Consider the following 24,818-nt stretch of genomic DNA (forward strand, 5'->3'; position numbering starts at 1 on the left):
ATTCCGCCGTTGCGCTAAATCTGAACACAACAGGTCAGACCTCTGATGACATCATATTGTGCTGACACGAATATCCGCCTACGGAGGTTCATCATGTTACTAATCAGCATTATTCTGTTTATCGCCGTCACCGGGTTGCTCTCATTTCACCGGGTCAGCCTGAAGTACAGTGTAATGACACTGGTACTGTTCAGTATCGTCATGAATATCTTCCGTTTATGGCCGTTTACTGTCACCGTTTTACTGGTGCTGGTTACCCTGCCGTTTGTTATCACCCCCGTCCGTCAGGCATTGTTCAGCAGCCGTCTGATGCAGCTGTTCCGCAAAGTAATGCCGCCGATGTCACAGACAGAAAAAGAAGCAATCGATGCGGGTACCACCTGGTGGGAAGGTGATTTATTCCGCGGGCAGCCGGACTGGCAGAAACTGCACAGCTATCCTGCCCCGCAACTGACAGCAGAAGAACAGGCTTTCCTCGACGGCCCGGCAGAAGAAGCCTGCCGGATGGCCAATGATTTTGAAATTACCCACGAACTGGCGGATCTGCCGCCTGAATTATGGCAATTCCTGCGCGAGCATAAATTCTTCGCCATGATCATCCGCAAAGAATACGGCGGCCTGGCGTTCTCCGCCTATGCCCAGGCGCGGGTCCTGCAAAAACTCGCCGGGGTTTCCGGTATTCTGGCCATTACTGTCGGCGTGCCCAATTCGCTGGGGCCGGGCGAGCTGCTGCAGCACTATGGTACTAATGAACAGAAAAAACGCTGGCTGCCGGGACTGGCCTCCGGGGAAGAGATCCCCTGCTTTGCCCTGACCAGCCCGGAAGCCGGTTCAGATGCCGGTGCCATTCCGGATACCGGGATTATCTGCACCGGCGAATGGCAGGGTGAACAGGTTCTCGGCATGCGCCTGAACTGGAATAAACGCTATATCACCCTGGCACCGGTCGCCACCGTGCTGGGTCTCGCCTTTAAACTGTATGATCCGGATAAACTGCTCGGTGAAAAAACCTCGCTCGGGATCACCTGCGCACTCATCCCGGTAAATACCCCGGGGGTTGAAACCGGCACCCGTCATTTCCCGCTCAACGTCCCGTTCCAGAACGGCCCGACACGCGGTAAAGATGTCTTTGTGCCGCTGGATTATATTATCGGCGGCCCGGCAATGGCCGGACAGGGCTGGCGCATGCTGGTGGAGTGTCTGTCGGTCGGGCGTGGTATCACTCTGCCGTCCAATGCCACCGGCGGGCTGAAAAGTGCGGCCATGGCAATTGGCGCTTATTCCTACATCCGTCGTCAGTTCCGGATGCCGATCGGCAAAATGGAAGGGATTGAGGAGCCGCTGGCGCGGATTGCCGGAAATGCCTATCTGATGGATGCCGCCGCCACGCTGATCACCACCGGTATTATGCTGGGAGAAAAACCCGCGGTTCTGTCCGCGATTGTAAAATATCACTGCACCCACCGGGGACAACGCGCCATTATTGATGCCATGGATATTGCGGGGGGTAAAGGTATCTGCCTCGGGCCGTCCAACTTCCTGGCCCGCAACTATCAGGGGGCGCCTATCGCGATTACTGTCGAAGGTGCCAATATTCTGACCCGCAGTATGATTATCTTCGGTCAGGGCGCTATCCGCTGTCACCCGTATGTACTGACTGAAATGGCCGCAGCGGCGGATAATCAGTTGAATGACTTCGATAACGCACTGTTTTCTCATGTCGGCCATGTGTTAACCGCCGCCACCCGCAGTTTCTGGCTCGGATTATCTCGCGGGTACTTCAGTCCGTCGCCGTTCCGGGATGCCACCCGCCGCTATTATCAGCATCTCAACCGGCTGAGCGCCAACCTGGCACTGTTATCTGATATCGCCATGGCGACACTCGGCGGCAGTTTAAAACGCCGTGAGCGGATTTCCGCCAGACTCGGCGATATACTCAGCCAGCTTTACCTGGCATCCGCCACCTTAAAACGCTTTGATGAAGATGGCCGTCCGCAGGCAGATTTACCGCTGGTGCACTGGGCAGTACAGGATTGCCTGTATGAAGCCGAAAAAGCCATGGATGAACTGCTGACCAACTTCCCTGACCGCAGAGTCGCCGCCCTGCTGCGCCTGACTGTCTTCCCGACGGGCCGCCATCACCGTCCGCCGTCAGACAAACTGGACAGCAAACTCGCCCGTCTGCTGCAGGAACCGTCAGAGACCCGCGACAGAATCGGACGCGGGCAATATCTGACACCTGAGCCCAACAACCCGCACGGGCTGCTCAATGCCGCCCTCAGTGATATTCTCGCCGCTGAGCCGCTGGTGGATCGCCTGAGCCGCATGGCTGAAAAACACATTGATTTCACCCGGCTGGATAAACTGGCAGATATTGCCCTGGAAGACGGAAAAGTCACACCGGAAGAGGCTGATATTCTGCGTAAAGCGGAAGCCAGCCGTCTGCGCTCGATTAATGTGGATGAGTTTGCACCGGAGATTATCGGCTTAAAATCACACGCTAATTCTCACCGTTACCGCAAAGGTGAAAATCCCGGCGCATAAATAACACGGCGGAGCAGTTCTCTGCTCCGCCATTACTGTGCTCTGTATTACCGTCCTGTGCTGCTGTTGCCGGTCATATTGGCATCCAGGCTGAGGATCTCCCGCATTTGTGCGTCTGTCAGATCGGTATCAAAGAACTGCTTAAAGAACTGACGGATATCCTGCTGTATTGCCGCATCATCTGCCGGTTTACGCTTAACCCGCGCTTCAATCCATTTCATCATCAGCGGCGTTTCTATCCCCGGTGCATCCCAGCGGTAAATACCGATAGGCGCTTTATAGACACGTTTATTCTTCACGGCTGAAATCGTTTCTGTCCCCTGCCAGCCGACCGTATTCCGGTACACATCTTCCGGCACGAATGAATCAAACTGGCTCAGAATAATAATTTCCGGATCCAGGTTAATCACCTGCTCTGCCGACACCGTGATCCAGTTTGGTTTAACCGGCATATCATCTGTCAGGTTAATACCCCCGGCCCGGTTGATCATCAGGCTGTTTACCGAGGTCTTTCCGGCCACCGTCAGGTTTTTATCTCTGACATACAAAATGCCCGGCTTTCCGTACGGCATCTCGCGAATGGTCACCGGGGTTGAGTCTCTTGTCACCGTGTTCACTGACTCAATCTGATGATCAAAAAAAGCCAGTAAATCTGCGGCCCGCTTTTCTTTGCCCAGAATATCGCCCAGCAGCCTGATCCCGTTTTTCACATCATCCAAATCACCGTATCTGATTGCCACTGCCGGGATGCCGAGTTTATCCAGTTTCTCTTTTTCTTCTTTCTGGTAATCCCAGATAATCACCAGATCCGGATTTAACCTGACCAGCTCTTCGCCGTTAATCGTGAAATCTTTATTCACAAAGGTGCTGTTTACCTTCTCAATACCGGGAGCCAGTGTTTTTAAAATACTGTTGCGGTAAGCCTCTTTTGCTGACGGATGCATCCCCGCAATTTTTGCATCTGAACCATCCACCACATAAATCATCGACATCCACGGAATAGGCACAACCGCAATCCGCTGTACCTTATCCGGAATAGTGACCCGGTTCCCGGCGAGATCGGTGATTTCTTTTGCCCCGGTACAATTGAAAAACAGCAGTAATACACCGGCACTGAAAATACGTTTTAAGGCTGATATTGCCATGTTATCTTCCTGTCATTGTATTTACTGTTATCAGCGAAATGCCCGGATATACGGACGGGGAATTAATTTACGATCATATTTCAGTAAATATTCCAGATACCAGTTAGGATTGCGTAATAACCCGCGGCCGACAGCAATTAAATCCGCATACTGATGTTCTAATATATCATCGGCCAGTTGGTGATCACGAATACCCCCGACAACAATAACCGGTTTTTCACAGCCTTTTTTTACCCCTTTGGTATCTTCCAGCTGATAAGCAACACCTTTGTTTGTTCCGTGCATCTGACTGCCGCCATTAGATATATGTACAATATCGATAAGCGGATTAATATTACGCAGAATTTTTTGTGTAAATGAAATACTGTCTTCTTCGCAGTAACGGGTGCCGATACGTAAAATAATCGCTTTATCTTCCGGCCAGGATTTTCGGATTGCGGTCAGTAATTCAGTCAGGAAAATAACCGGATCGGCATATTTATCGCTGCGCTGATTTGTCCGCCGGTCAATAAACTGAGAAATTAAAAACTCATGGGATGCCATAATTTCCAGGGCATCAAAACCAGCTTTATCTGCCCGTGCCGCCGCGCGCGTATAACAGTCAAATAATGCCGTAATATCTTCTGTTGTTAATGCATTAATATCCTGAATAATATTGCCGGATTCCAGCCGTGACTTGCTGCCTGCATGATTAAGCTGAATTGCCACTTTACTGCCTTCATTTTGCAGCATTGCCACAATCTGCGCCAGCATCGCAACATGCCCGTCCTCATATAAACCCAGGGCACCACTGCCCAGGCGGCCGTCAGCGGTAACCGCGCACTCTTCCATAATAATCAGCCCGACCTGGCCGACAGCAAAAGACATATAATGCGCCAGATGAAAGTAATCCGCGTAGCCGTCAGTGGCACGTTTTATTCTGACCGGCGGATAAACTAATTTATTTTTAAGTGTTAATTTCTCTGATACAAATGGCTGCATTAAATTCATAATACACACGTCCCCGGAAAAAGCTGACCGGCACTGTTATATAAAAACTGTACCGGTGATAAATAATAAAGTAACTGAAGAGATAATAGAGGTAACAGTGCGGGGACTCTATGACAGGCCATCTGTTTTATAACGTCTGTCACACTCTGCCGGGATACCGCCTCCGGATGCAGTTATTGCGTTAATAATCATCATTATATTGTTATCTTTATGTGATAAAAAATAACAATAATATACTCCTGGGGAGTATAAAAATAAAATCCCCGGGATGTTATTTCCGGGGATTTTAAATATCAGATAAAAACGATAACGGATAATATATTATTCCGTAATTTCCAGCGCCATCAGTTCATCAATGGTCTGACGACGGCGGATCAGTTTTGCCTTTCCGTCAGTAAATAAGATTTCCGGTAATAACGGACGGCTGTTGTAATTCGATGACATCGACGCACCGTATGCCCCGGTATCGTGAAAGACCAGAAAATCATTCACACCGGCTTCCGGTAATGCACGCGGCACCACCATTCCGCCTTCCAGCTGGGTAAACACATCCCCGGATTCACATAACGGCCCGGCCACAATCGTTTCCCGCACTGTGCTGTTTTGCAGCTCTCCCGCTGCCGGTAACACAGAAATATGGTGATAACTGCCGTACATGGCCGGACGCATCAGGTCATTAAAACCACTGTCCACCAGCACATAGTGACGGCTCCCCATACCTTTGACCGCCCGCACCTGTGCCAGCAGAATACCGGATTCCGCCACCAGATAACGACCCGGTTCAATTTCCAGGGTGATCTCACGGCCGAGATGGCGGGCAATACGTGCCCGGGCGGCATCCCAGAGTGAAAAATAATTATCGATATCAATAATTTCATCCCCTTCACGGTAAGGGGTCGATAATCCGCCGCCGGCAGAAATCGCGCTGATATCCAGATTATTAGTGATCACCAGTTCGGCCATGGCATCACAGACCGTAGCCAGGTGCTCATAATCCACACCGGAACCGATATGCATATGGATGCCGGTTAATGTCAGCTGATAATGGCTGATCTCCGCCAGTGCTTCACCGAGATCCGCAAACCAGATCCCGTGTTTGCTGTTCTCGCCACCGGTATTGGTTTTCTGGCTGTGGCCGTGACCAAACCCCGGATTAATGCGCAGCCACACCGGATGTCCCGGACGACGGGCACCAATCTGGCGCAGCATATCCACCGAGCCGGTATTCACCGCAATGCCGAGTTCCAGCACACGATCCAGCGTTTCTTCTGTGATCATATCGGCGGTAAAAACTATCTCATCCGGACGGTAACCGGCTTTCAGTGCCCGTTCAATTTCCCCGGCAGATACAGAATCCACTTTTACACCATGCTCATGCATCAGGCGCAGAATATGAATATTGGAATTGGCTTTCTGCGCAAAACGGATCACATCAAAGTGGTTCAGCCGTGCAATACGGCTGACAATCACCTCACTGTCATACAGCCACAGCGGGGTACCGTACTGCTGAGCCAGGCTGCGCAGGGCATCCGGGGTAAACGGGGCGCGGAGTGTTTTGGTTGCGATGGTCATGATGTTGTGCTCTTTTTGATCGTGATCTCATTTTTTTCCATCGTGACAAAAATTCTGCGCGATTTAAAATATCTGATTTGCTAAGATCTATTCATTACTGATATGGACTTGATGAATAATGGAACACTACTCCTGGCGTCACATTGATATTTTCCACGCGGTTATGACAACAAAAAGTCTGACGGATGCCGCGCAACTGCTGCATACCTCACAGCCGACGGTCAGCCGGGAGCTTGCCCGTTTCGAAAAAATCCTCGGGTTCCGTGTTTTCGACCGCATCAAAGGCCGCCTGCACCCGACAGAACAGGGGCTGCGGTTATTTGAGGAAGTGGAGCGATCGTATTACGGGCTTGAGCGCATCAGCCGGGCAGCGGAGAGCATCCGCCAGTTTCAGCATGCCCAGCTGGCAATCACCTGTCTGCCCGCCTTTGCTCAGTCATTACTGCCCGCGGTCTGCCGCACATTTCATGCGCAGTATCCGGATGTGAATTTTGAAATCGCCCCGCAGGAATCACCGCTTCTTGAAGAGTGGCTCTCCGCCCAGCGTTATGACCTCGGGATCACCGAACATCAGCTGACACCACCCGGCACCCTGCAGGAAACCCTGCTCACGCTCAGTGAAGTCTGTGTGCTGCCGGAGTCGCATCCGCTGTGCAGCAAATCAGTACTGACCCCTGCTGATTTTGCGCAGCAGAATTTTATCAGTCTGTCCGTTGCGGACAGTTACCGGCAGAAAATCGATACATTGTTCAGTGAAAAGCAGATCCCGCGCCGGATGATCATGGAAACACACAGTGCGGCCTCGGTATGTGCCATGGTCAGGGAGGGGCTGGGGGTGTCTGTCGTTAACCCGCTGACTGCCATGGATTGCAGCGGAATTTGTGTCCGCCCGTTCAGTGAGGATATTCCGTTCACCGTGAGCCTGATCCGCCCGCTGCACAGGCCGCATTCTGTACTGACAGATATTTTTATCACCCATCTCCGCCAGCATATGCAGGCCGTTCTGCGGCAGTTAAAGCGGGTTACCGGTTAGTTTTTTCATCCAGCAGATACGGCAGCCAGTCCGGCGAATGCGCAAACCACTCCGCCAGAAAATCCAGCAGCAGGCGCAGCGGCCGCGCCATATGCTCGCGGCTGGTATAAATGCCATAAATGCCGAGCGCAGGCAGCCGGTATTCAGGAAACAGACGTACCAGTCGCCCGGTTTTCAGATGTTCATACACCGAACAGTAAGGCTGCAATGCAATACCTTCCCCGTTCAGCGTTGCTTCCAGCAGAAAAGTGGATTCATTGGCACTGAGCGCCCCGCTTACCGGGACAGAAATCACCTGTTCATCCCGTTCAAACAGCCACAGACTGCGGCCGTAAAAATTATAGGTCAGACAGGTCAGTTCACTGAGTGCTTCGGGTGACGGCGGGTACCCGTGTTTTTCCAGATAGGCCGGTGATGCACAGACCACAGAATCACAACGGGAAAGCGGCTTCGCGATCAGGTTTGGTTCGAGATTGTTGGTGATGCGGATCCCCAGATCAATGCGCTCCTCCACCAGGCTGATCGCCTTGTTTGTGACCTGCACATCGACAGCAACAGCCGGATAGCGGGCCCGGAACTGCACAAGCGCCTTTGACAGTGCCACCATCGCCAGTGACTGGGCACAGGTGACACGCACCAGGCCGCTGACCGCCTCATCTTCCGTCACCACCGGACGGGCAATCGCCGTTGCCAGTGACAGCAATTCCCGGCTTTGCGTCAGCACCGCTTCACCGGCGGAGGTCAGCGTCAGACTGCGGGTTGTCCGGTTCAGCAACCGCACACCGGCCCAGTTTTCCATTTCGGCCAGATAGCGCGTGACCATCGCGCGGGACATTCCCAGCATATCCGCAGCTTTGCTCATGCTGCGCTGTTCGGTAATGGCAATAAAAACCTGAGCGGCAGTGATCCTGTCCATTTTATTTGTCCGGTTTATGCAACAATGAAGACCGGATTATGGGGTTTTTCCGGCGGATTATGCAACTTATTATAGCGTCATCTTAACGATTCACCTGCAAAAAGGATAACACCATGACTTCTGCAATCCGTACCTCACTGGTATTCAGCGCCCTGATGGGGGCTTCTTTTGTTACTGCCGCCGCACCGCTGTCGCTGGAAGTGTATAACCCCGGCGAAAAAAGTATCTTCCCGGTTTCCTCGGAAATCATCAGCGGCAAAAATGAGGTGGTTCTGATTGATGCCCAGTTTCAGAAAGATGATGCTCAGGTACTGGCGGATAAAATCCGTGCGACCGGCAAAACGCTGACCACCATTTATATCAGCCATTCTGATCCGGATTTCTATTTCGGTCTGGATGAACTGAAAAAAGCCTTCCCGCAGGCTAAGATTGTCGCCACTCCGCAGACCGTCGCACTGATTAAAGAGAGCAAAGACGGCAAACTGGCTTACTGGGGACCGGTTCTGAAAGAGAATGCCCCGCAGAGTATCATTGTGCCGGAACCGTTAGAAGGCAACCGCATTATGCTGGAAGGGGAAAGTATTCTGATTGAGGGACTGAACAGCCCGGCGCCGGAGCGCAGTTATGTATGGGTGCCGTCACTGTCCGCAGTGATGGGCGGCGTGCTGGTTTCAGAGAATATCCATGTCTGGCTGGCGGATACGCAAACCCCGGAATCCCGTCAGTACTGGCAGCAGTCGCTGAAAAGTATGCAGGACAAACATCCGGCCACCGTGGTGCCCGGCCATTATGTCGGTAACAGCCATTTTTCACCGGCTGCCATTACCTTTACCGCAGATTATCTGACCCGTGCGGAAACCGCTCTGAAAGAGAGTAAGGACTCACAGCAGATGATCAGCACACTGAAAGCCGCTTACCCGGCCCTGGCGGATGAGTCAAGCCTCGAACTGAGTGCCAAAGTGCTCAAAGGCGAAATGCGCTGGCCGCAGTAATCTGATTTAAGGAAAACAGAATGTCAGTAAAAACGCTGCACTATATTTATGATCCGCTCTGCGGCTGGTGTTATGGTATCGCGCCGTTTATTCAGGCAGCACATAAGCAGGGCGTGACGATCGCCCTGCACGGCGGCGGAATGATCACCGGTTCACAGCGCCGCCCGGCAGATGACAGCATGCGGGAGATGATCCGCAACCACAATCAGCGCATCACTCAGCTGACCGGACAACCGTTTACCGATGCCTTTTACACCCTGCTGAAAAATCAGGAGTGGGTGATGGATTCCGTGCCGCCGATTGCCGCTATTCTCAGTGCACAGGCGCAGTCCGGTAAAGGCATTGACATGCTGGAAGCCTGCCAGAAAGCCTATTATCAGGACGGGCTGCCGCTTAACCGCGATACTTTGCGCAGACTGGCGGATAAACTGGGTATCAGTGATATTCAGTCTGATAATACTGAGCAGCATATTCATGAGAGCCGTCAGTTATTTGTGCATAACCCGACCGGCGGCTTCCCGACCCTGCTGCTGGAAGAGGACGGCGCATTTCAGCACATCCCGAACCAGGCTGTACTCGGTGCGGAATCACACTGGGAAAGGCTGATCCCGTTACTGAAAACGACTGCCTGATATCATTCCCATCACCATAATCATCCCCGCAATTAAATGCGGCCCGAAGGCAATAATGCGCGGGCCGCATCGCGGGTGATGATGACAGCGGTGACGTAAATATTGCAGCCCGGACACCACCAGCGCGGACACACAGGCCAGCATCAGCAACAGCGCGAGCTGTTCCGCCCCCACCCAGGCACCGGAGGCAGAAAACAGTTTGATATCCCCGCCGCCCAGGCCGCTTTTTTTCCGGCACCAGGCATAGCCTTCCGCCACACTCCAGAGCAGAAAAAAACCGCCGATCACCCCGTACAACGCGGAAGAGATCGTCACCAGCCGGACCTCATTCTGAAACAGCAATCCGGCCCACAGCACCGGAAACACCAGTTTATCCGGCAGATAAAATACCGAGTTATCAATATGAAACAGCATCACCAAGCACAAAAACAGCAGTGTCAGAAACAGGACATACACACCCTGCCCGTCTGACCAGAACACTATCAGCACGCCGGATAACAGGCAGTGCAGATACAGCCACCCGCCCGGTAACCGCTGCGGATACTGATAGTAATGGCGCAGAATATATTCCGTCCCGGCTTTCAGCGGCGGCGGCAAAAATACTCCCCAGATAATCATAATCAGCCAGTCCATGTTTCCCCCGCGCCTTTCTCTGTTGCGATATCCGCAGCCTGCCTGACCGTCCCGGGAAAGACACGTTTTTTTCCCTGATTACAGCCGAATTACATTTTTTTTCGATCCATCACGCAATATTGACAGTTACCCCGGCATGTAATGATCCCGGCTGATGCTTGCAGTGAGGATCCCCCCTCTATTATCATGGGGCAATGTGTATCAACCGGCAGTGTGCCGGCAGAACGTAAAGGATATTTTCATGCGGATCCCGCGCATTTATCACCCCGGCACTTTAACCCCCGGCCTGGTGACTGAACTGACAGATGACGGCGCCAACCATGTTGCCCGTGTGCTCCGGATGAAAACCGGCTATTCCCTGATCCTGTTTAACGGCACCAACCGGATTTTTAATGCCGAAATTACGGATATCAGCAAAAAAAGTGTGTCCGTCCGTGTAACAGATGAGCAGGACGACAACCGCGAATCCCCGCTGTCCATCCATCTCGGACAAGTGATGTCACGCGGCGAAAAAATGGAATTCACCATTCAGAAATCCGTTGAACTGGGTGTTCAGATTATTACCCCCCTGATCTCTGAACGCTGTGGTGTTAAACTGGACGGTGAACGGCTGGACAAAAAACAGCAGCAGTGGCAGAAAATTGCCATCGCCGCCTGCGAGCAGTGCGGCCGCAACGTGGTTCCGGAGATCCGCCCGGTGCAGAGTCTGGAAGCATGGTGTGCGGAAAATGATGATGCCCTGAAGATAAATTTACATCCGCGTGCATCACAAAGTATCAATACACTGCCCGCAGAAACCGCTAAAGTGCGATTGCTGATTGGCCCGGAAGGCGGGCTGTCGGCAGAGGAAATCGCGATGACCGCCGGTCATCAGTTTACCGACATATTATTAGGGCCGCGTGTATTACGCACAGAAACCACCGCGCTCACTGCAATCACCGCATTGCAGGTGCGTTTCGGCGATCTGGGTTAAGGAGAAAAAATGATCAAGCTCGGTATTGTGATGGATCCTATCGATTCCATCAAAATCAAAAAAGACACCAGTTTCGCGATGCTGCTCGAAGCACAGCGCCGTGGTTATGAAATCCATTATATGGAGATGAATGACCTTTATCTGCATCAGGGCGTTGCCCGTGCCCGTACCCGCACTCTGACGGTGAAAGAAGACCCGGCAGGCTGGTATCAGTTCGGCAGTGAGCAGGATATCGCGCTGGGTACACTGAATGTCATTCTGATGCGCAAAGATCCGCCATTTGATACTGAATTCATTTACGCCACCTATATCCTGGAGCGTGCGGAAAGTGCCGGTTCCCTGATCGTCAACAAACCGCAGAGCCTGCGCGACTGTAACGAAAAACTGTTCACCGCCTGGTTTGCCGATCTGACCCCGGACACCCTGGTCACCCGCAGTGCACAACGTCTGCGTGAATTCCACCAAAAACACGGTGATGTGATTTTCAAACCGCTCGACGGCATGGGCGGTGCATCTATTTTCCGTCTGAAACAGGATGATCCGAACGTCGGCGTGATTATCGAAACCCTGACAAATCACGGTCATACTTTCTGCATGGCGCAAAACTTCCTGCCTGCCATCAAAGACGGTGACAAACGTATCCTGGTGGTGGACGGCGAGCCGGTTCCTTACTGCCTGGCGCGCATTCCGGCCAAAGGCGAAACGCGCGGTAACCTCGCTGCCGGTGGTCACGGTGAAGTGCGTCCGCTGAGTGAGAGCGATTGGGCCATTGCCCGCAGCGTGGCACCGGTCCTCAAAGAAAAAGGTCTGATTTTTGTCGGCCTCGATGTAATCGGCGACCGCCTGACTGAAATCAACGTAACCAGCCCGACCTGTGCCCGCGAAATTGAAGCCGCACAACCGGATGTTTCTGTCACCGGCATGCTGATGGATGCCATTGAAAAACGTCTCAGCCGGTAACAGCCGGCGCTGTGTCCGTACATTCACACCCGCAGGCTGTTTTTTCCGGTCTGCGGGCAGACTGAAAAGAAGGTTATGAACTTACAACATCATATTCTCATTGCTATGCCCTCGCTGGATGATCCGTATTTTGCGCGTTCAGTTGTGTATCTGTGTGAACACAATGAAAACGGGGCGATGGGACTGGTGATCAACAAACCGATCGAACAGCTGTCTGTCGGTAAAATTCTGCAGAAGCTGAAAATCTCCCCGGACATCCGTGATGAAAACCAGTCGCTGGAAAAACCGGTTCTGGTCGGCGGTCCCGTTTCCGAAGAGAACGGCTTTGTCCTGCACTCCGGTGATAAAAAGTACGCTGCCAGTACCCGCCTGACCGATGACCTGTTTCTGACCACATCAAAAGACGTGCTGGAAACGCTGGGAACCGCAGAGCAACCGGAGCACTACCTGATGACGCTCGGTTACTCAAGCTGGACGGCCGGTCAGCTGGAGCGGGAAATCATGGAAAACAGCTGGCTGGTGGCGGATGCCAGCGAGCGCCTGCTGTTCCGTACCCCGATGCCCGACCGCTGGCGCGAAGCTGCCGCCGGTATCGGCGTGAATATTTACACCATCGCACAACAGGCCGGACACGCATAATGAGCAGCAATACTGTGATTGCCTTTGATTTCGGCACCAAAAGCATTGGTGTGGCTGTCGGTCAGACCATCACCGGTACCGCCCGCCCGCTGGCGGCACTGAAAGCCCGTGAGGGAATTCCTGACTGGGAGCTGATCGCCGCTGTGTTCCGTGAATGGCAGCCGGATTATGTGGTTGTCGGCCTGCCGCTCAATATGGACGGCACGCCGCAGCTGGTCACTAATCAGGCGAAAAAATTCGCCAACCGCCTGCACGGGCGTTTCGGGATCCGCGCTGAACTCCATGACGAACGCCTCAGCACAGTGGAAGCCCGCGCCAATCTGTTTGCAGACGGTGGCTACCGCGCCCTCGGCAAAGACAAAGTGGATTCCGCCTCTGCCGTGATTATCCTTGAAAGCTGGTTCGAACAGCTTTACGGCTGATTATCCCGCACCCGGCGCGCGGTACTGTTTACCATGCCGGTACCGCGCCCGCCTCCCCGGCTATCTCTCCTCTGCCGCGCCGCCATTGCAGGCACTGCTCCTCCGTCATCATCCCGGACTGTGAGCCTGACTGCTGGTGAGAGGCAATCTGATACGCTTTATTATCACGGATAAGGCTCGCCACCGCCGGGGTATTGATCAGCACATCAAACAGTGCACAGCGTCCGCCCCCCTGTTTAGCCACCAGATGCTGGCTCAGCACGGCCACCAGACTGCCTGCCATCTGGCTGCACACACGGTTTTTCTCCGCACCGCTGAACACATCCGTCAACCGCTCTATCGCCGCAATCGCGCCTCTGGTGTGGAGCGTACTCAGCACCAGATGCCCGGTTTCCGCCGCCGTCAGGGCAAGCCGGATAGCCGCCTCATCCCGCAATTCCCCCAGCATAATCACATCCGGATCCTGTCTCAGCGCGGCTGTCAGCCCCTGCTGATAATCCTCACAATCACGGCCGATTTCCCGCTGGCGGATCAGCGACTGCCTGCTGCGGTGACGGAACTCCACCGGGTCCTCGAGGGTAATCACATGCCGCCGGAAATGCTGATTGATATAACTGAGCAGCGCCGCCAGCGTGCTTGATTTTCCGCTGCCGGTCGCCCCGGTGACCAGAATCAGGCCGCTTTGCGTTTTTGACAGCAGCCCGGCAAACACCGGCGGTGCCAGGATATCCTCCAGAGAAGGAACTGCGGGGCTTATCAGCCGCAGTGCGGCGTTCAGCAATCCCCCCGCCATAAAAATATTCACCCGCAAAGGTTGATCGCGGATAAACAACGCAAGATCCGCCTGCCCTTTTGTCATCAATCTGTGGTAATTTGCCTGGTCGAGGATCGTCTTTACCCAGCCGCGCAGTGCGTCATCGGTTACCGCCGCACAGTGTGTCTGCGAAAAAAGCTCTCCATCCACCCGTAACACCGGCACCTGACCAACACAAAGGTGCAGATCGGATGCATTATGCTTTACACTAAGGGCGATTAAATTATCCATATTCATTAGGTTATCTCCCGGATCATCATGAAACCAATAAAAGACAATCTGACAGAAATCAGAGAACGTATAACCGCTGCGGCGCAAAAATGCGGCCGCGATCCACACACAGTGACCTTACTTGCCGTCAGTAAAACCAAACCTGTGAGCGCGCTCGAAGAAGCGATAGCTGCCGGACAAACCCGCTTTGGTGAAAACTACGTCCAGGAAGGCGTTGAAAAAATTCAGTATTTCTCTGCGAATCAAAATCTGGAATGGCACTTTATCGGCCCGCTGCAGTCTAATAAAAGCCGTCTGGTTGCGGAGCATTTTGACTGGTGTCATACCATCGACCGGCTGAAAATCGCCCAGCGCCTGAGTGACCAGCGTCCGGCAGATAAAGCACCGCTGAATGTACTTATCCAGATCAATATCAGTGATGAGAACAGTAAATCCGGTATCACCCTTGCGGAATTACCGGCGCTGGCGGAGCAGGTTGCCGTACTGCCGAATGTCTGTCTGCGCGGACTGATGGCAATACCTGCACCGGAAACGGATCCTGAGCGCCAGTCTGCGGTTTTCCGTCAGATGGAAACGGCTTTCCGTGAACTGCAGGGGAAATACCCGCAGGCGGATACGTTATCGATGGGCATGACCGACGATATGGATGCTGCAATTACCTGCGGTTCGACCATGGTACGCATCGGCACTGCAATTTTCGGTGCGCGTAACTATTCTGTATCCTGATCATTCGGTATCATGACCTTCCGGTACCTTAGTGCGTTATCACAAACCGGTTAATTTGTTTTCTGTTAAGGATTTCACCGATGCAAACACTGAATTTTGTTGTCACCACGCTCCTGCATGCCTATGCCACGATTTTACTGCTGCGTGTCTGGATGCAATGGGCGCGCGCGGACTTTTATAATCCGTTTGCCCAGTTTGTCGTGAAAGCCACACAGCCGGTTGTCCGTCCGCTGCGCCGTATTATTCCGGCTATCGGCCCGATTGATACGGCTTCTGTGCTGGTGGCCTATGTTGCCGTACTGCTGAAACTGCTCTTTCCGTGGTTTCTGGCCGGTTTTCAGGGACAACTCGGCGGGCTGATGCTGTTAGTCGCTTTCTTTAATCTTCTTTATCTTGCAGGTATGACGGTATTCTGGGTGATCCTCGCCCGCGCGCTGCTGAGCTGGTTCAGCCAGGGCCGCAACCCGGTGGATTATGTACTGATGCAGCTGACCGAGCCGCTGATGTCGCCGTTCCGCCGTATCATTCCGCCGATGGGCGGTATTGATTTCTCTGCAATGATTGTCATTTTTATTCTGTATGCACTGGGCTATCTCTATAACGATATTGTTCAGTGGATATTTATGTAATCAGGCGCTGATATGACCCGCAAAATTGTTTTAGCTACCGGCAATGCCGGAAAAGTCCGCGAAATGGCCTCACTGCTGGCGGATGCCGGTATGGATGTGGTGGCACAGACGGAACTGGGAGTCGGCTCCGTTGAGGAAACCGGCCTGACCTTTGTTGAAAATGCCATTATCAAAGCGCGTCACGCAGCAAAAGTAACCGGTTTACCGGCTATTGCGGATGACTCCGGGATTTCCGTCGATTACCTCGGCGGTGCGCCGGGGATCTACTCCGCCCGCTATGCCGGAACTGACGGCAACGACGGCGCCAATATCGTAAAACTGCTGGCCGCCCTTGACGGCGTACCTGTGGCGCAGCGTCAGGCGCACTTCAACTGTGTACTGGTGTATATGCGTCACGAAAATGACCCGACACCGATCATCTGCCACGGCCGCTGGGCCGGTGTGATTGCAGAGCAGGCGCAGGGCGAAGGCGGTTTCGGTTATGATCCTGTCTTCTGGCTGCCTGAACTGAATAAAACTGCCGCGCAGCTGCGTCCGGAAGAGAAACAGGCTATGTCTCACCGCGGCAAAGCGCTGGCACTACTGTCGGAAGCCCTGCGTAATGGGTAAGCTTCCCCCGCTCAGTCTGTATATTCATATCCCGTGGTGTGTTCAGAAGTGCCCTTACTGTGATTTCAACTCTCACGCGCTGAAAGGTGAAGTGCCGCATGATGATTATGTGGCACATCTGCTGGCGGATCTGGATGCCGATCTGCCGCTGGTTGCCGGTCGCGAAATCCGCACTATCTTTATCGGCGGCGGCACCCCCAGCCTGCTGAGTGCGGAAGCGATGCAGACACTGATGGACGGCGTACGTGCCCGTATTCCTGTCGCGGCAGATGCGGAAGTGACCATGGAAGCCAATCCGGGCACTGTGGAAGCCGATCGTTTCAGCGGCTACCAGAAAGCCGGTATCAACCGCATTTCCATTGGAGTGCAGAGCTTCGGTGATGACAAACTGATCCGCCTCGGGCGTATTCACGATGCCGGAGAAGCCAAACGGGCTGCCCGGCTCGCGGCGACACTCGGACTGCGCAGTTTTAACCTCGACCTGATGCACGGGCTGCCGGAGCAGCATCTCGGCGAAGCGCTCAGTGACCTGCGCCAGGCGATTGAACTCGCCCCGCCGCATCTTTCCTGGTATCAGCTGACGATTGAACCGAACACCAGTTTCGGCTCCCGCCCGCCGGTGCTGCCGGATGACGACCTGCTGTGGGATATTTTCTCACAGGGCCATCAGTTACTGACACAGGCCGGTTATGTGCAGTATGAAACCTCCGCGTATGCAAAACCGGGATTTCAGTGTCAGCATAACCTCAACTACTGGCGTTTCGGGGATTACCTCGGGATCGGCTGTGGTGCGCACGGCAAAATTTCGTTTGCTGACGGACGCATTCTGCGGACAGTCAAAACCAAACATCCGCGCGGTTATATGGAAGGGCGCTATCTTGATCAGCAAAATGAGGTGGCAACGGAAGACCGGCCGTTTGAGTTCTTTATGAACCGGTTCCGCCTGCTGGAAGCGATGCCGCGCCGGGATTTCACCGCTTATACCGGACTGCCGGAATCCGTGGTTCGTCCGCAGATTGAAGCGGCACTGAATGCCGGTGAGATTTCTGAAACCGCAACCCACTGGCAGATAACCGAACACGGCAAGTTATTCCTCAATACGTTGCTGGAACGGTTTTTATAAAACAAAAACCCGGCCGCTTTCACGTCCGGATGAGATTGCTGACAAAGCAGGATAAAACGTGGTTTTTCCTGCTTTGTGTTATCAGCCGAAAATCAATAAATTGATTTTCCTGGTTTATTTTTACAACCCCTGGCGGTCGTCGCCAACCCCTGCGGGTTTGTCAACGGCCTGACCCGGCCGTTTTCACGTCCGGGTTTTTATTATTTATCTGAATCAGCGGATTACAGCGCGCTTTCTACGGCCTGCACCTGACGGTTCAGACTGTCCAGCCCGCCGCCGGAGAGATACCAGAGATCCGGCTGTAACACGATAATCTTGTCATTTTTAAAGGCATTGGTCTTTTTCACACCATCGGTTTCAAAAGCCGCTTTATCCCACTGCCCTGCACCAATCGCCGCGCTGCGGTCAATCACCAGAATCACATCCGGATTCAGCTCTGCCACCATTTCCGGAGTCACCAGCGGGCGTTTATCTTTCTCTGCTTTCGGGTCAACCGGAATATCAACAGCAGCCGCTTTCACCACCTGATAGACAACCGGCTGTTTATTCGGGAATAATTTACCGTCATTATGCAGCATCACCAGCACTTTCTTACCGGATTTGGCGGCTTTTTCCTGAGCCTGAGCAACGGTTTTATTCAGTGCGGCCAGTTCTTCTGCGGTTTTCTTCTCAATATCATAAAGCTGACCGATCAGAGTAATATTCGCCTCTGCCGCAGCCAGATAATCATCACCGCCGGTACCGAGGTTCACTGTCGGCGCGATTTTGTTCAGTTCATCAAATGATTTGCCCTGACGGCCGGTGATCACAATCAGATCCGGCTTCAGTTCTGCAATTTTTGCCAGGTCCGGCGTTTTCATTCCGCCTGCATCAGCGACTTTGCTGTCCACCTGACCTTTCAGATATGACGGCAGATTGCCCAGCGGCAGCGCGACAACATTGTCAGCCAGTCCCAGCTTATTCATGGTGTCGTACACACCAAAGTCAAACAGCACCACGCGGGATGGCTTTTGTGCCACTTTCGCAGAGCCCGACTGATGTTCGATGGTCAGCAGCGGGCTTTTATCCGCCACGGCGGCAATATGATTCGGGGTATATTTCGGCGCGGAGTCAGCCAGCGCGGAAGCGGAGGCAAAGCCTAAAAACGGAATTAACACTAACGGAATGATCTTTTTCATGTTCCTGCCTGATTAAATGCGTTTAACGTCGCAGTTCATTCTAGGCAGAAGCCGAAACATGTCAATCAAATAAGAATCATTATCATAACAATTACCATTTATTTGAACCTGATCGGTTAAAAAAGCAGTTACCGGCACAGAATGTACCGGTAACCTTATATTACTTAAGGGAATTTATCAGCTGAATACGCTGTTGTTCCAGGGTAGTGACTTTGCCGCACACCTGTTTGCTGAACTGTTTAAAATCATCTTCCTGTTCACGCACGGCCTGCTGTAAGGATTTCTGTAACCCGTCCAGCCCGCTCAGTGCCGCACCGGCGGCGCTTTTGTCACCGGTCAGCCCGGCAAGCAGCTGTTTGCGGCCGATTTCATTGATAGCATCCTGAAGCATACCGCCGAGGCGCTGCTGGATCTGCGCCCGTCCGTCCTGCTCCACCTGCTTAATCGCCTGATGATGGAAGGCATAACCATCCGGACGGGTTTCAATGATCCGATCAACCTGTTTATTCAGATCCGCTTCCAGGGTTGTCAGATGGCCGCGCAGTTTGCTGTCCTGCCCCATCTCTTTGATCAGCACTTTATCCACAGCCTGACGGGATTTACCGATCCGGTTTACCGCCTGCTGTTTTATCCACGGCACATCCTGACGCACACCTGACTGGTAGCGTTTTGCATCCGCACTCTGTGCGGCGCTGAGTGTCAGGGATTTGCCGTCGCGGGTGATCTGCCCGTCAGGGGTGATCTTCATTTCCCCGCTTTTCCCGATCACCTGCACATAGGCCGGTGTGATAACCAAATCATCCTGCGGGGTGACACTGCACTGATACCCTTCCGCCGATGCCAGTGACGCGGCACCCAGACTCAGAACGGCAATCCATTTACGTAACATAAACACTCCTGATTCTCAGACAGCGGACGCTGAACCCGGCGGGTTCAGAAAATAGAGCGCCCGATTTTTGCGGATAACATTTCTAAGGCAGCGCAACCGGCCAAAGAGTTCCCTGAATCATCCAGTTCCGGAGACCAGACCACCACAGAAAACTCACCCGGCACCACACAGACGATCCCGCCGCCGACCCCGGATTTACCGGGCATGCCTATCCGGTAAGCAAATTCCCCGGAACCGTCATACATCCCGCAGGTCAGCATCAGGGCATTTATCTGCCGTGACTGCAACGGCGTGATCACAGGCTCCTGACCGCCCAGCGGCACACCGCCGTTGGCCAGATAAGCAAAACAGGTTGCCAGTTCAGCACAGTTCATTGAGAGTGCGCAATAGTGAAAATAGTTCTCCAGCACAGTCAGTACATTATTCTCAAAATTGCCGAAGGATTTCATCAGGAAAGCAATAGCCGCATTGCGGCTGCCGTGCTCCAGTTCAGAACGTGCCACCTGCAAATCATAAGTGATATCCTGACTGCCGGTCAGTTTGCGGACAAACTCCAGCATCCGCTGACGCGGCGCACTGAGGCGGGACTGCAGCATATCCGCGATAATAATCGCCCCGGCATTTATAAAGGGATTGCGCGGAATACCCTTTTCCATCTCCAGCAGCACCAGTGAGTTAAACGGCAGACCGGACGGCTCTTTGCCGACCCGCGACCAGATCTCCGATTCCTTATAACGCGTCATCGCAAGTGTCAGACTCAGCACTTTGGAAATGGACTGCACCGAAAAGCGCTGATACGCATCACCGGCGGCAAAAATCTCCCCGTCCACGGTACACACCGCGATCCCCAGCCAGTCAGGTGAGACTTCCGCCAGCGCCGGAATATAATCCGCCACTTTACCGGAGCCAATCAGCGGCCGGACACGGTGTAAGATATCGTCCAGCAGTTCATTACTAAAGTGTGTGGTCAAGGTTGTTACTCCAAAACACGGCACGCCACAACTCCGGAGGCCGGAGAGAGATAAGGGCACCTTTTCAGGTGCCCTTATTAATAATTAGCGTGGTAAGAAATTTATCTCAGTCCCACCAGATATCGAACAGTTCAGACATCTGAATGTTCTGCATCCCTTTGGCTTTCAGCCAGTCACCCACCAGCTTACGGTGCTCATCGGTACATTCACCGATTTTCTGTAAACAGACCATGGCTTCCCAGCTCAGGTAACCGCTGGCATCCAGCGCCAGGCCGTTCGGCTCGATCACTTCCTCAACCAGCTGGTCAACGGTGCGGTCGATAGTGTCGACATCAGTGCCTTCCGGGAAGTCCCATTTGAAGGAAAAACCGAGTTCGCGGAACTCATCGATACGCATTTTTTTCCGTAAACGACGACTACGTTGTGTTGCCATTATTTCATCCTCTCAAACATCAGATCCCAGACGCCATGGCCTAAGCGATGGCCGCGTTTTTCAAACTTCGTGACCGGCCGGGTTTCCGGGCGCGGTACATAATCCTGTGTTGCTGACAGATTGCGGTAACCCGGTGCCTGAGTCATGACCTCAAGCATGTGCTCCGCATACGGCTGCCAGTCTGTCGCCATATGGAAGATACCGCCCTGCGTCAGTTTTGTCCGCACTTTTTCCGCAAACGGCAGCTGAACAATGCGCCGTTTATTGTGACGGGCCTTATGCCACGGATCAGGGAAGAACAGCTGCACCATATGCAGGCTGTTATCCGGGATCATTTTATCCAGCACTTCGATGGCATCATGGCACATCACCCGCAGGTTCGTCACCCCGGCTTCCTGCGCATCCGCCAGACAGGCACCGACACCCGGAGCATGCACTTCAATCCCCAGATAGTTTTTATCCGGATTCTGTTTCGCCATCTCCACCAGAGAGGCGCCCATGCCGAAACCGATCTCCAGTGTGACCGATGCATCACGCCCGAACAGTGCGGTAAAATCCAGCAGTTCCGGGGTAAAATCCACCCCTGCTGACGGCCACAGGTCTGTCAGGGCATCTTCCTGACGTTTGGTCAGCCGTCCCTGACGGCGCACAAAACTGCGGACACGGCGCAGGGCTCTGCCGTCTTCATTAAATTCCGGCGAAATTACATTGTTGATCATAAGGTTTGCTGTCAGTATCCCGGCAAAAATAAATCATAATGTGTCCGGCACAACGGGCTGCGCTGCGCTGACACACGCAAAGTGCGGCAAGTTTAGCAAGAGACAACCGACTTCGCACCGGTTAATCATCCTCTTTCGCACAATTTCAGGCAAAAGTTGGTTTACAGTCGCAAAACAGTGTGCTGGAATTCCCGTCAATTAAAACTATTCAATTATTATTTTATTCTCATGGAAGCACAGCAATTTTCGCAATCGGTTCTGACGTGGTATCACCGCTACGGCAGAAAAAACCTGCCCTGGCAGCAGGAGAAAACGCCTTACCATGTCTGGCTCTCTGAAGTGATGTTACAGCAGACCCAGGTGGCAACGGTTATTCCTTATTTTAACCGTTTTATTGAACGGTTTCCGGCGGTCACAGACCTGGCTGCCGCCCCACTTGATGAAGTGCTGCATTTATGGACCGGGCTCGGCTATTACGCCCGTGCCCGCAATCTGCATAAAGCCGCGCAGACTATCGCTTCTGAATTCGGCGGACAGTTCCCGGTCACGTTTGAGGATGTGGTTGCCCTGCCCGGTGTCGGGCGCTCAACCGCAGGCGCGATTCTGTCCCTCTCTCAGAATCAGCATTTCCCGATTCTGGACGGCAATGTCAAACGGGTGCTGGCGCGCTGTTACGCCGTCAGCGGCTGGCCCGGTAAAAAAGAGGTGGAAAACCGTCTCTGGGCGATCGCCGAAGATGTGACCCCGGCTGACGGTGTGCAGTATTTTAATCAGGCGATGATGGATCTGGGCGCGATGGTCTGCACACGCAGCAAACCCAAGTGCGAGCTGTGCCCGCTGCAGTCCGGCTGCATTGGGTATGCAGAGCACAACCCGGCGGCGTATCCCGGAAAAAAACCGAAACAATCAATTCCGGAAAAAACCGCTTACTTTCTTATCATTCAGCATGATAATGAGATCTGGCTGGAAAAGCGTCCGGCAAAAGGGATTTGGGGCGGATTATACAGTTTTCCGCAGTTTGCAACGGAAGACGCCATGCACGACTGGCTGGCACAGCGCCGTATCAGCCACTCACCGTTGCAGCAGCTGATTGCCTTCCGCCACACATTCAGCCATTTTCACCTGGATATTGTGCCCGTTGCCGCAAACGTCACCGATCGCACAGCAGTCCATGACGACAGCGAAGGGATTTGGTATAACAGCCAAAATCCGCCGGCGATCGGCCTGGCCGCCCCGGTGGAAACCTTGCTTAAGCAGATCGGGTAAAGAACCCCATTTTTGAGGATGTTACATGAGCAGAACAATTTTTTGCACTTTTCTTCAGCGTGAGGCTGACGGCCAGGATTTTCAGCTCTATCCGGGCGAATTAGGTAAACGTATTTTTAATGAGATTTCCAAAGAAGCCTGGCAGCAGTGGATGTCCAAACAGACCATGCTGATCAACGAGAAAAAACTCAGCACCATGAACCCGGATGATCGCAAACTGCTGGAACAGGAGATGGTCAAATTCCTGTTTGAAGGCCACGATATCCACATTGAAGGCTATACACCGCCTGAAAAATAACCCTGTCATCAGAGCCCTTTCCCGGCTCTGATGTTGTATCTGAACCCGGATCACACCGTATTTATACCCATGAAAAAACTTGCTGCACTGATCATTATTGCGCCGCTGCTGGCTTCCTGTACCGGTTCACAGGAACAGACGGATTACCGTCCTGAATATGTTAAGGATACCAACGGATTTGATATTCTGATGGGTCAGTTTGCCCATAACATTGAAAATATCTGGGGTATAAAAGAAGTTCTGATCGCCGGTCCGAAAGATTATGTCAAATACACCGATCAGTACTACACCCGTTCCCATATCAACTTTGATGCCGGTACCGTCACTATTGAGACGCTGGCGGGGGTTGAGCCGGAAGCGCATCTGCGTCAGGCGATTATCAATACCCTGCTGATGGGAGAGGATCCGGGCTCGGTTGACCTCTATTCTGATGCCAACGATGTCACCATCAGTAAAGAGCCGTTCCTGTTCGGCCAGGTGCTGGATCATACCGGACAGCCGATCCGCTGGGAGTGGCGCGCCACCAAATTCGCGGATTATCTGGTGACCAACCGTTTACAGCGCCGCCAGTCCGGCTCACAGATGATCACCTATATCACCCTGAAACTGGTGCCGAACCATCTGGATCAGCGTGCTCACAAATACCTGCCGCTGGTTCGTCAGGCATCCGCCAAATACGGCGTGGAAGAGTCTCTGATCCTTGCGATTATGCAGACGGAATCCAGCTTTAACCCGTATGCGGTCAGCCGCTCTGATGCGCTGGGACTGATGCAGATTATGCCGAACACCGCCGGACGTGATGTGTTTAAATCACAGGGCCGCTCCGGTGTACCGGGCCGCAGCTATCTGTTTGACCCGGCAAGCAACATCGATACCGGTACCGCATATCTGGCGATTCTGCAGAATACCTATCTCGGTGAGATCAGCAACCCGACATCACGGCGCTATGCGGTGATCACTGCCTACAACGGCGGTGCGGGCAGTGTGCTGCGTGTCTTCCACAGTGATAAGAAACAGGCCGCCCGCATTATCAGCGGTATGGAGCCGGGTAAAGTGTATGAAACCCTGACGACAAAACACCCGTCCGGAGAATCCCGCAATTACCTGCGCAAAGTAAACGACCTGCAAAAAGGTTACCGCCGTTAAGCTTTCCGGCGGACAGCATCCGCAGTTGTCCGCCGGTAATTTTACGTGTTATGCCGTAAAAACAGACGTTATTGATTAAAACTTCAGTAAATTGCAGAAAAAACCGGCACTTGATTAAATTTGAAGGAAATAAGATTGACGCCCCGAACGGAATCGGGTTTAATACGCCTCGTTGCCCGGATAGCTCAGTCGGTAGAGCAGGGGATTGAAAATCCCCGTGTCCTTGGTTCGATTCCGAGTCCGGGCACCACTAATTCATGTCAACGGATCTCTACGGAGGTCCGTTTTCGTTTATAAAGCCCGCCAGATATCTACTTCTCCGTAGTTCTTCATTC

At 53.1% G+C, this 24,818-nt stretch carries 26 protein-coding genes and 1 tRNA gene; 16 read left to right on the forward strand and 11 right to left on the reverse strand.

Annotated elements, in window-relative coordinates; genetic code table 11:
- Positions 1 to 93 precede the first annotated feature (93 nt).
- Positions 94 to 2,544 (forward strand): acyl-CoA dehydrogenase FadE, encoded by a 2,451-nt coding sequence (gene fadE, locus HMPREF3119_RS07705; RefSeq protein WP_070579221.1) that lies wholly within the window; start codon positions 94 to 96, stop codon positions 2,542 to 2,544.
- Between the two features lie 47 nt (positions 2,545 to 2,591).
- Here the strand turns inward: fadE and HMPREF3119_RS07710 are convergent, their stop codons facing one another.
- The 3 genes from HMPREF3119_RS07710 to lysA all read right to left on the reverse strand — a co-directional run bounded on the left by HMPREF3119_RS07710 (position 2,592) and on the right by lysA (position 6,251).
- Complete coding sequence (locus HMPREF3119_RS07710; RefSeq protein WP_070579225.1) at positions 2,592 to 3,689, reverse strand: ABC transporter substrate-binding protein; 1,098 nt, start codon at positions 3,687 to 3,689, stop codon at positions 2,592 to 2,594.
- A gap of 30 nt (positions 3,690 to 3,719) precedes the next feature.
- The gene (locus tag HMPREF3119_RS07715; protein WP_024472653.1) at positions 3,720 to 4,679 is read right to left on the reverse strand and encodes an oxidoreductase; all 960 of its coding nucleotides are present in this window, start codon (positions 4,677 to 4,679) and stop codon (positions 3,720 to 3,722) included.
- A 321-nt stretch (positions 4,680 to 5,000) separates the two neighbouring features.
- Entirely contained in the window at positions 5,001 to 6,251 is a 1,251-nt protein-coding gene (gene lysA, locus HMPREF3119_RS07720) for a diaminopimelate decarboxylase (protein WP_062773125.1), read from the reverse strand.
- Between the two features lie 118 nt (positions 6,252 to 6,369).
- Between lysA and HMPREF3119_RS07725 the strand changes: the two genes are divergently transcribed.
- Positions 6,370 to 7,284, forward strand: a complete 915-nt coding sequence (locus tag HMPREF3119_RS07725) for a LysR family transcriptional regulator (protein WP_004237837.1) — start codon at positions 6,370 to 6,372, stop codon at positions 7,282 to 7,284.
- Here HMPREF3119_RS07725 and HMPREF3119_RS07730 read toward each other — a convergent pair.
- Entirely contained in the window at positions 7,274 to 8,200 is a 927-nt protein-coding gene (locus HMPREF3119_RS07730; protein WP_004237835.1) for a LysR family transcriptional regulator, read from the reverse strand. The two genes, HMPREF3119_RS07725 and HMPREF3119_RS07730, sit on opposite strands and share 11 nt — an antisense overlap.
- A 113-nt stretch (positions 8,201 to 8,313) precedes the next feature.
- On the opposite strand from HMPREF3119_RS07730, the gene HMPREF3119_RS07735 reads away from it, so the two are divergent.
- Both HMPREF3119_RS07735 and HMPREF3119_RS07740 read left to right on the forward strand, forming a co-directional pair.
- Positions 8,314 to 9,192, forward strand: a complete 879-nt coding sequence (locus HMPREF3119_RS07735) for an MBL fold metallo-hydrolase (RefSeq protein WP_004237833.1) — start codon at positions 8,314 to 8,316, stop codon at positions 9,190 to 9,192.
- A 20-nt stretch (positions 9,193 to 9,212) separates the two neighbouring features.
- On the forward strand, positions 9,213 to 9,824 hold the full coding sequence (locus tag HMPREF3119_RS07740; RefSeq protein ID WP_004237832.1) for a DsbA family protein: 612 nt from the start codon (positions 9,213 to 9,215) through the stop codon (positions 9,822 to 9,824).
- Here HMPREF3119_RS07740 and HMPREF3119_RS07745 read toward each other — a convergent pair.
- The gene (locus HMPREF3119_RS07745; protein ID WP_004237831.1) at positions 9,804 to 10,457 is read right to left on the reverse strand and encodes a prepilin peptidase; all 654 of its coding nucleotides are present in this window, start codon (positions 10,455 to 10,457) and stop codon (positions 9,804 to 9,806) included. The two genes, HMPREF3119_RS07740 and HMPREF3119_RS07745, sit on opposite strands and share 21 nt — an antisense overlap.
- Positions 10,458 to 10,698: 241 nt before the next feature.
- Here HMPREF3119_RS07745 and rsmE point away from each other — a divergent pair, with 241 nt between their 5' ends.
- The 4 genes from rsmE to ruvX all read left to right on the forward strand — a co-directional run bounded on the left by rsmE (position 10,699) and on the right by ruvX (position 13,451).
- Positions 10,699 to 11,430, forward strand: coding sequence for a 16S rRNA (uracil(1498)-N(3))-methyltransferase (gene rsmE, locus HMPREF3119_RS07750; RefSeq protein WP_046024660.1), 732 nt, complete (start codon positions 10,699 to 10,701; stop codon positions 11,428 to 11,430).
- Between the two features lie 9 nt (positions 11,431 to 11,439).
- Positions 11,440 to 12,390: a glutathione synthase gene (gene gshB, locus HMPREF3119_RS07755; protein WP_036414048.1), complete on the forward strand. Its 951-nt coding sequence runs from the start codon at positions 11,440 to 11,442 to the stop codon at positions 12,388 to 12,390.
- Between the two features lie 75 nt (positions 12,391 to 12,465).
- Positions 12,466 to 13,029 (forward strand): YqgE/AlgH family protein, encoded by a 564-nt coding sequence (locus tag HMPREF3119_RS07760; protein WP_032097911.1) that lies wholly within the window; start codon positions 12,466 to 12,468, stop codon positions 13,027 to 13,029.
- Complete coding sequence (gene ruvX, locus HMPREF3119_RS07765) at positions 13,029 to 13,451, forward strand: Holliday junction resolvase RuvX (protein ID WP_004237826.1); 423 nt, start codon at positions 13,029 to 13,031, stop codon at positions 13,449 to 13,451. The genes HMPREF3119_RS07760 and ruvX overlap by 1 nt, the downstream gene beginning before the upstream one ends.
- A 28-nt stretch (positions 13,452 to 13,479) precedes the next feature.
- On the opposite strand, the gene HMPREF3119_RS07770 is transcribed toward ruvX, so the two are convergent.
- A complete protein-coding gene (locus HMPREF3119_RS07770) occupies positions 13,480 to 14,502 on the reverse strand; it encodes a type IV pilus twitching motility protein PilT (RefSeq protein ID WP_046024661.1) in 1,023 nt (340 codons plus the stop codon).
- A gap of 21 nt (positions 14,503 to 14,523) precedes the next feature.
- Between HMPREF3119_RS07770 and HMPREF3119_RS07775 the strand changes: the two genes are divergently transcribed.
- From HMPREF3119_RS07775 to hemW, 4 genes are all read left to right on the forward strand, one after another.
- Positions 14,524 to 15,222 carry a YggS family pyridoxal phosphate-dependent enzyme gene (locus tag HMPREF3119_RS07775; protein ID WP_004237824.1) on the forward strand — a complete coding sequence of 233 codons (699 nt, stop codon included), beginning with the start codon at positions 14,524 to 14,526 and terminating at the stop codon, positions 15,220 to 15,222.
- 80 nt (positions 15,223 to 15,302) lie between these two features.
- A complete protein-coding gene (locus tag HMPREF3119_RS07780; protein ID WP_004237823.1) occupies positions 15,303 to 15,851 on the forward strand; it encodes a YggT family protein in 549 nt (182 codons plus the stop codon).
- Positions 15,852 to 15,863: 12 nt separating this feature from the next.
- Positions 15,864 to 16,460, forward strand: a complete 597-nt coding sequence (rdgB, locus tag HMPREF3119_RS07785) for an RdgB/HAM1 family non-canonical purine NTP pyrophosphatase (protein WP_004237822.1) — start codon at positions 15,864 to 15,866, stop codon at positions 16,458 to 16,460.
- The gene (gene hemW, locus HMPREF3119_RS07790) at positions 16,453 to 17,583 is read left to right on the forward strand and encodes a radical SAM family heme chaperone HemW (protein WP_070579228.1); all 1,131 of its coding nucleotides are present in this window, start codon (positions 16,453 to 16,455) and stop codon (positions 17,581 to 17,583) included. Before rdgB ends, hemW begins: the two co-directional genes overlap by 8 nt.
- A gap of 221 nt (positions 17,584 to 17,804) precedes the next feature.
- Here the strand turns inward: hemW and HMPREF3119_RS07795 are convergent, their stop codons facing one another.
- From HMPREF3119_RS07795 to trmB, 5 genes are all read right to left on the reverse strand, one after another.
- Positions 17,805 to 18,761 (reverse strand): siderophore ABC transporter substrate-binding protein, encoded by a 957-nt coding sequence (locus HMPREF3119_RS07795; protein ID WP_004237820.1) that lies wholly within the window; start codon positions 18,759 to 18,761, stop codon positions 17,805 to 17,807.
- Positions 18,762 to 18,921: 160 nt separating this feature from the next.
- Positions 18,922 to 19,650 carry a DUF2884 family protein gene (locus HMPREF3119_RS07800; RefSeq protein WP_004237819.1) on the reverse strand — a complete coding sequence of 243 codons (729 nt, stop codon included), beginning with the start codon at positions 19,648 to 19,650 and terminating at the stop codon, positions 18,922 to 18,924.
- A 44-nt stretch (positions 19,651 to 19,694) separates the two neighbouring features.
- Positions 19,695 to 20,621 carry a glutaminase B gene (gene glsB, locus HMPREF3119_RS07805; protein WP_036418827.1) on the reverse strand — a complete coding sequence of 309 codons (927 nt, stop codon included), beginning with the start codon at positions 20,619 to 20,621 and terminating at the stop codon, positions 19,695 to 19,697.
- Positions 20,622 to 20,727: 106 nt separating this feature from the next.
- Positions 20,728 to 21,054, reverse strand: a complete 327-nt coding sequence (locus HMPREF3119_RS07810; protein WP_015422519.1) for a YggL family protein — start codon at positions 21,052 to 21,054, stop codon at positions 20,728 to 20,730.
- Complete coding sequence (gene trmB / locus HMPREF3119_RS07815; RefSeq protein ID WP_070579231.1) at positions 21,054 to 21,773, reverse strand: tRNA (guanosine(46)-N7)-methyltransferase TrmB; 720 nt, start codon at positions 21,771 to 21,773, stop codon at positions 21,054 to 21,056. Before trmB ends, HMPREF3119_RS07810 begins: the two co-directional genes overlap by 1 nt.
- Positions 21,774 to 22,001: 228 nt before the next feature.
- On the opposite strand from trmB, the gene mutY reads away from it, so the two are divergent.
- From mutY to HMPREF3119_RS07835, 4 genes are all read left to right on the forward strand, one after another.
- Positions 22,002 to 23,039, forward strand: a complete 1,038-nt coding sequence (gene mutY, locus HMPREF3119_RS07820; RefSeq protein WP_070579234.1) for an A/G-specific adenine glycosylase — start codon at positions 22,002 to 22,004, stop codon at positions 23,037 to 23,039.
- A 25-nt stretch (positions 23,040 to 23,064) separates the two neighbouring features.
- Positions 23,065 to 23,337 (forward strand): oxidative damage protection protein, encoded by a 273-nt coding sequence (locus HMPREF3119_RS07825; RefSeq protein ID WP_004237812.1) that lies wholly within the window; start codon positions 23,065 to 23,067, stop codon positions 23,335 to 23,337.
- A 69-nt stretch (positions 23,338 to 23,406) separates the two neighbouring features.
- Entirely contained in the window at positions 23,407 to 24,483 is a 1,077-nt protein-coding gene (gene mltC, locus HMPREF3119_RS07830; protein ID WP_036418831.1) for a membrane-bound lytic murein transglycosylase MltC, read from the forward strand.
- Positions 24,484 to 24,657: 174 nt separating this feature from the next.
- Positions 24,658 to 24,733 (forward strand) — tRNA-Phe (locus tag HMPREF3119_RS07835).
- The last annotated feature ends 85 nt before the right edge of the window (positions 24,734 to 24,818 follow it).

Source organism: Morganella sp. HMSC11D09, from assembly GCF_001807955.1.
Taxonomy (GTDB): domain Bacteria; phylum Pseudomonadota; class Gammaproteobacteria; order Enterobacterales; family Enterobacteriaceae; genus Morganella; species Morganella morganii.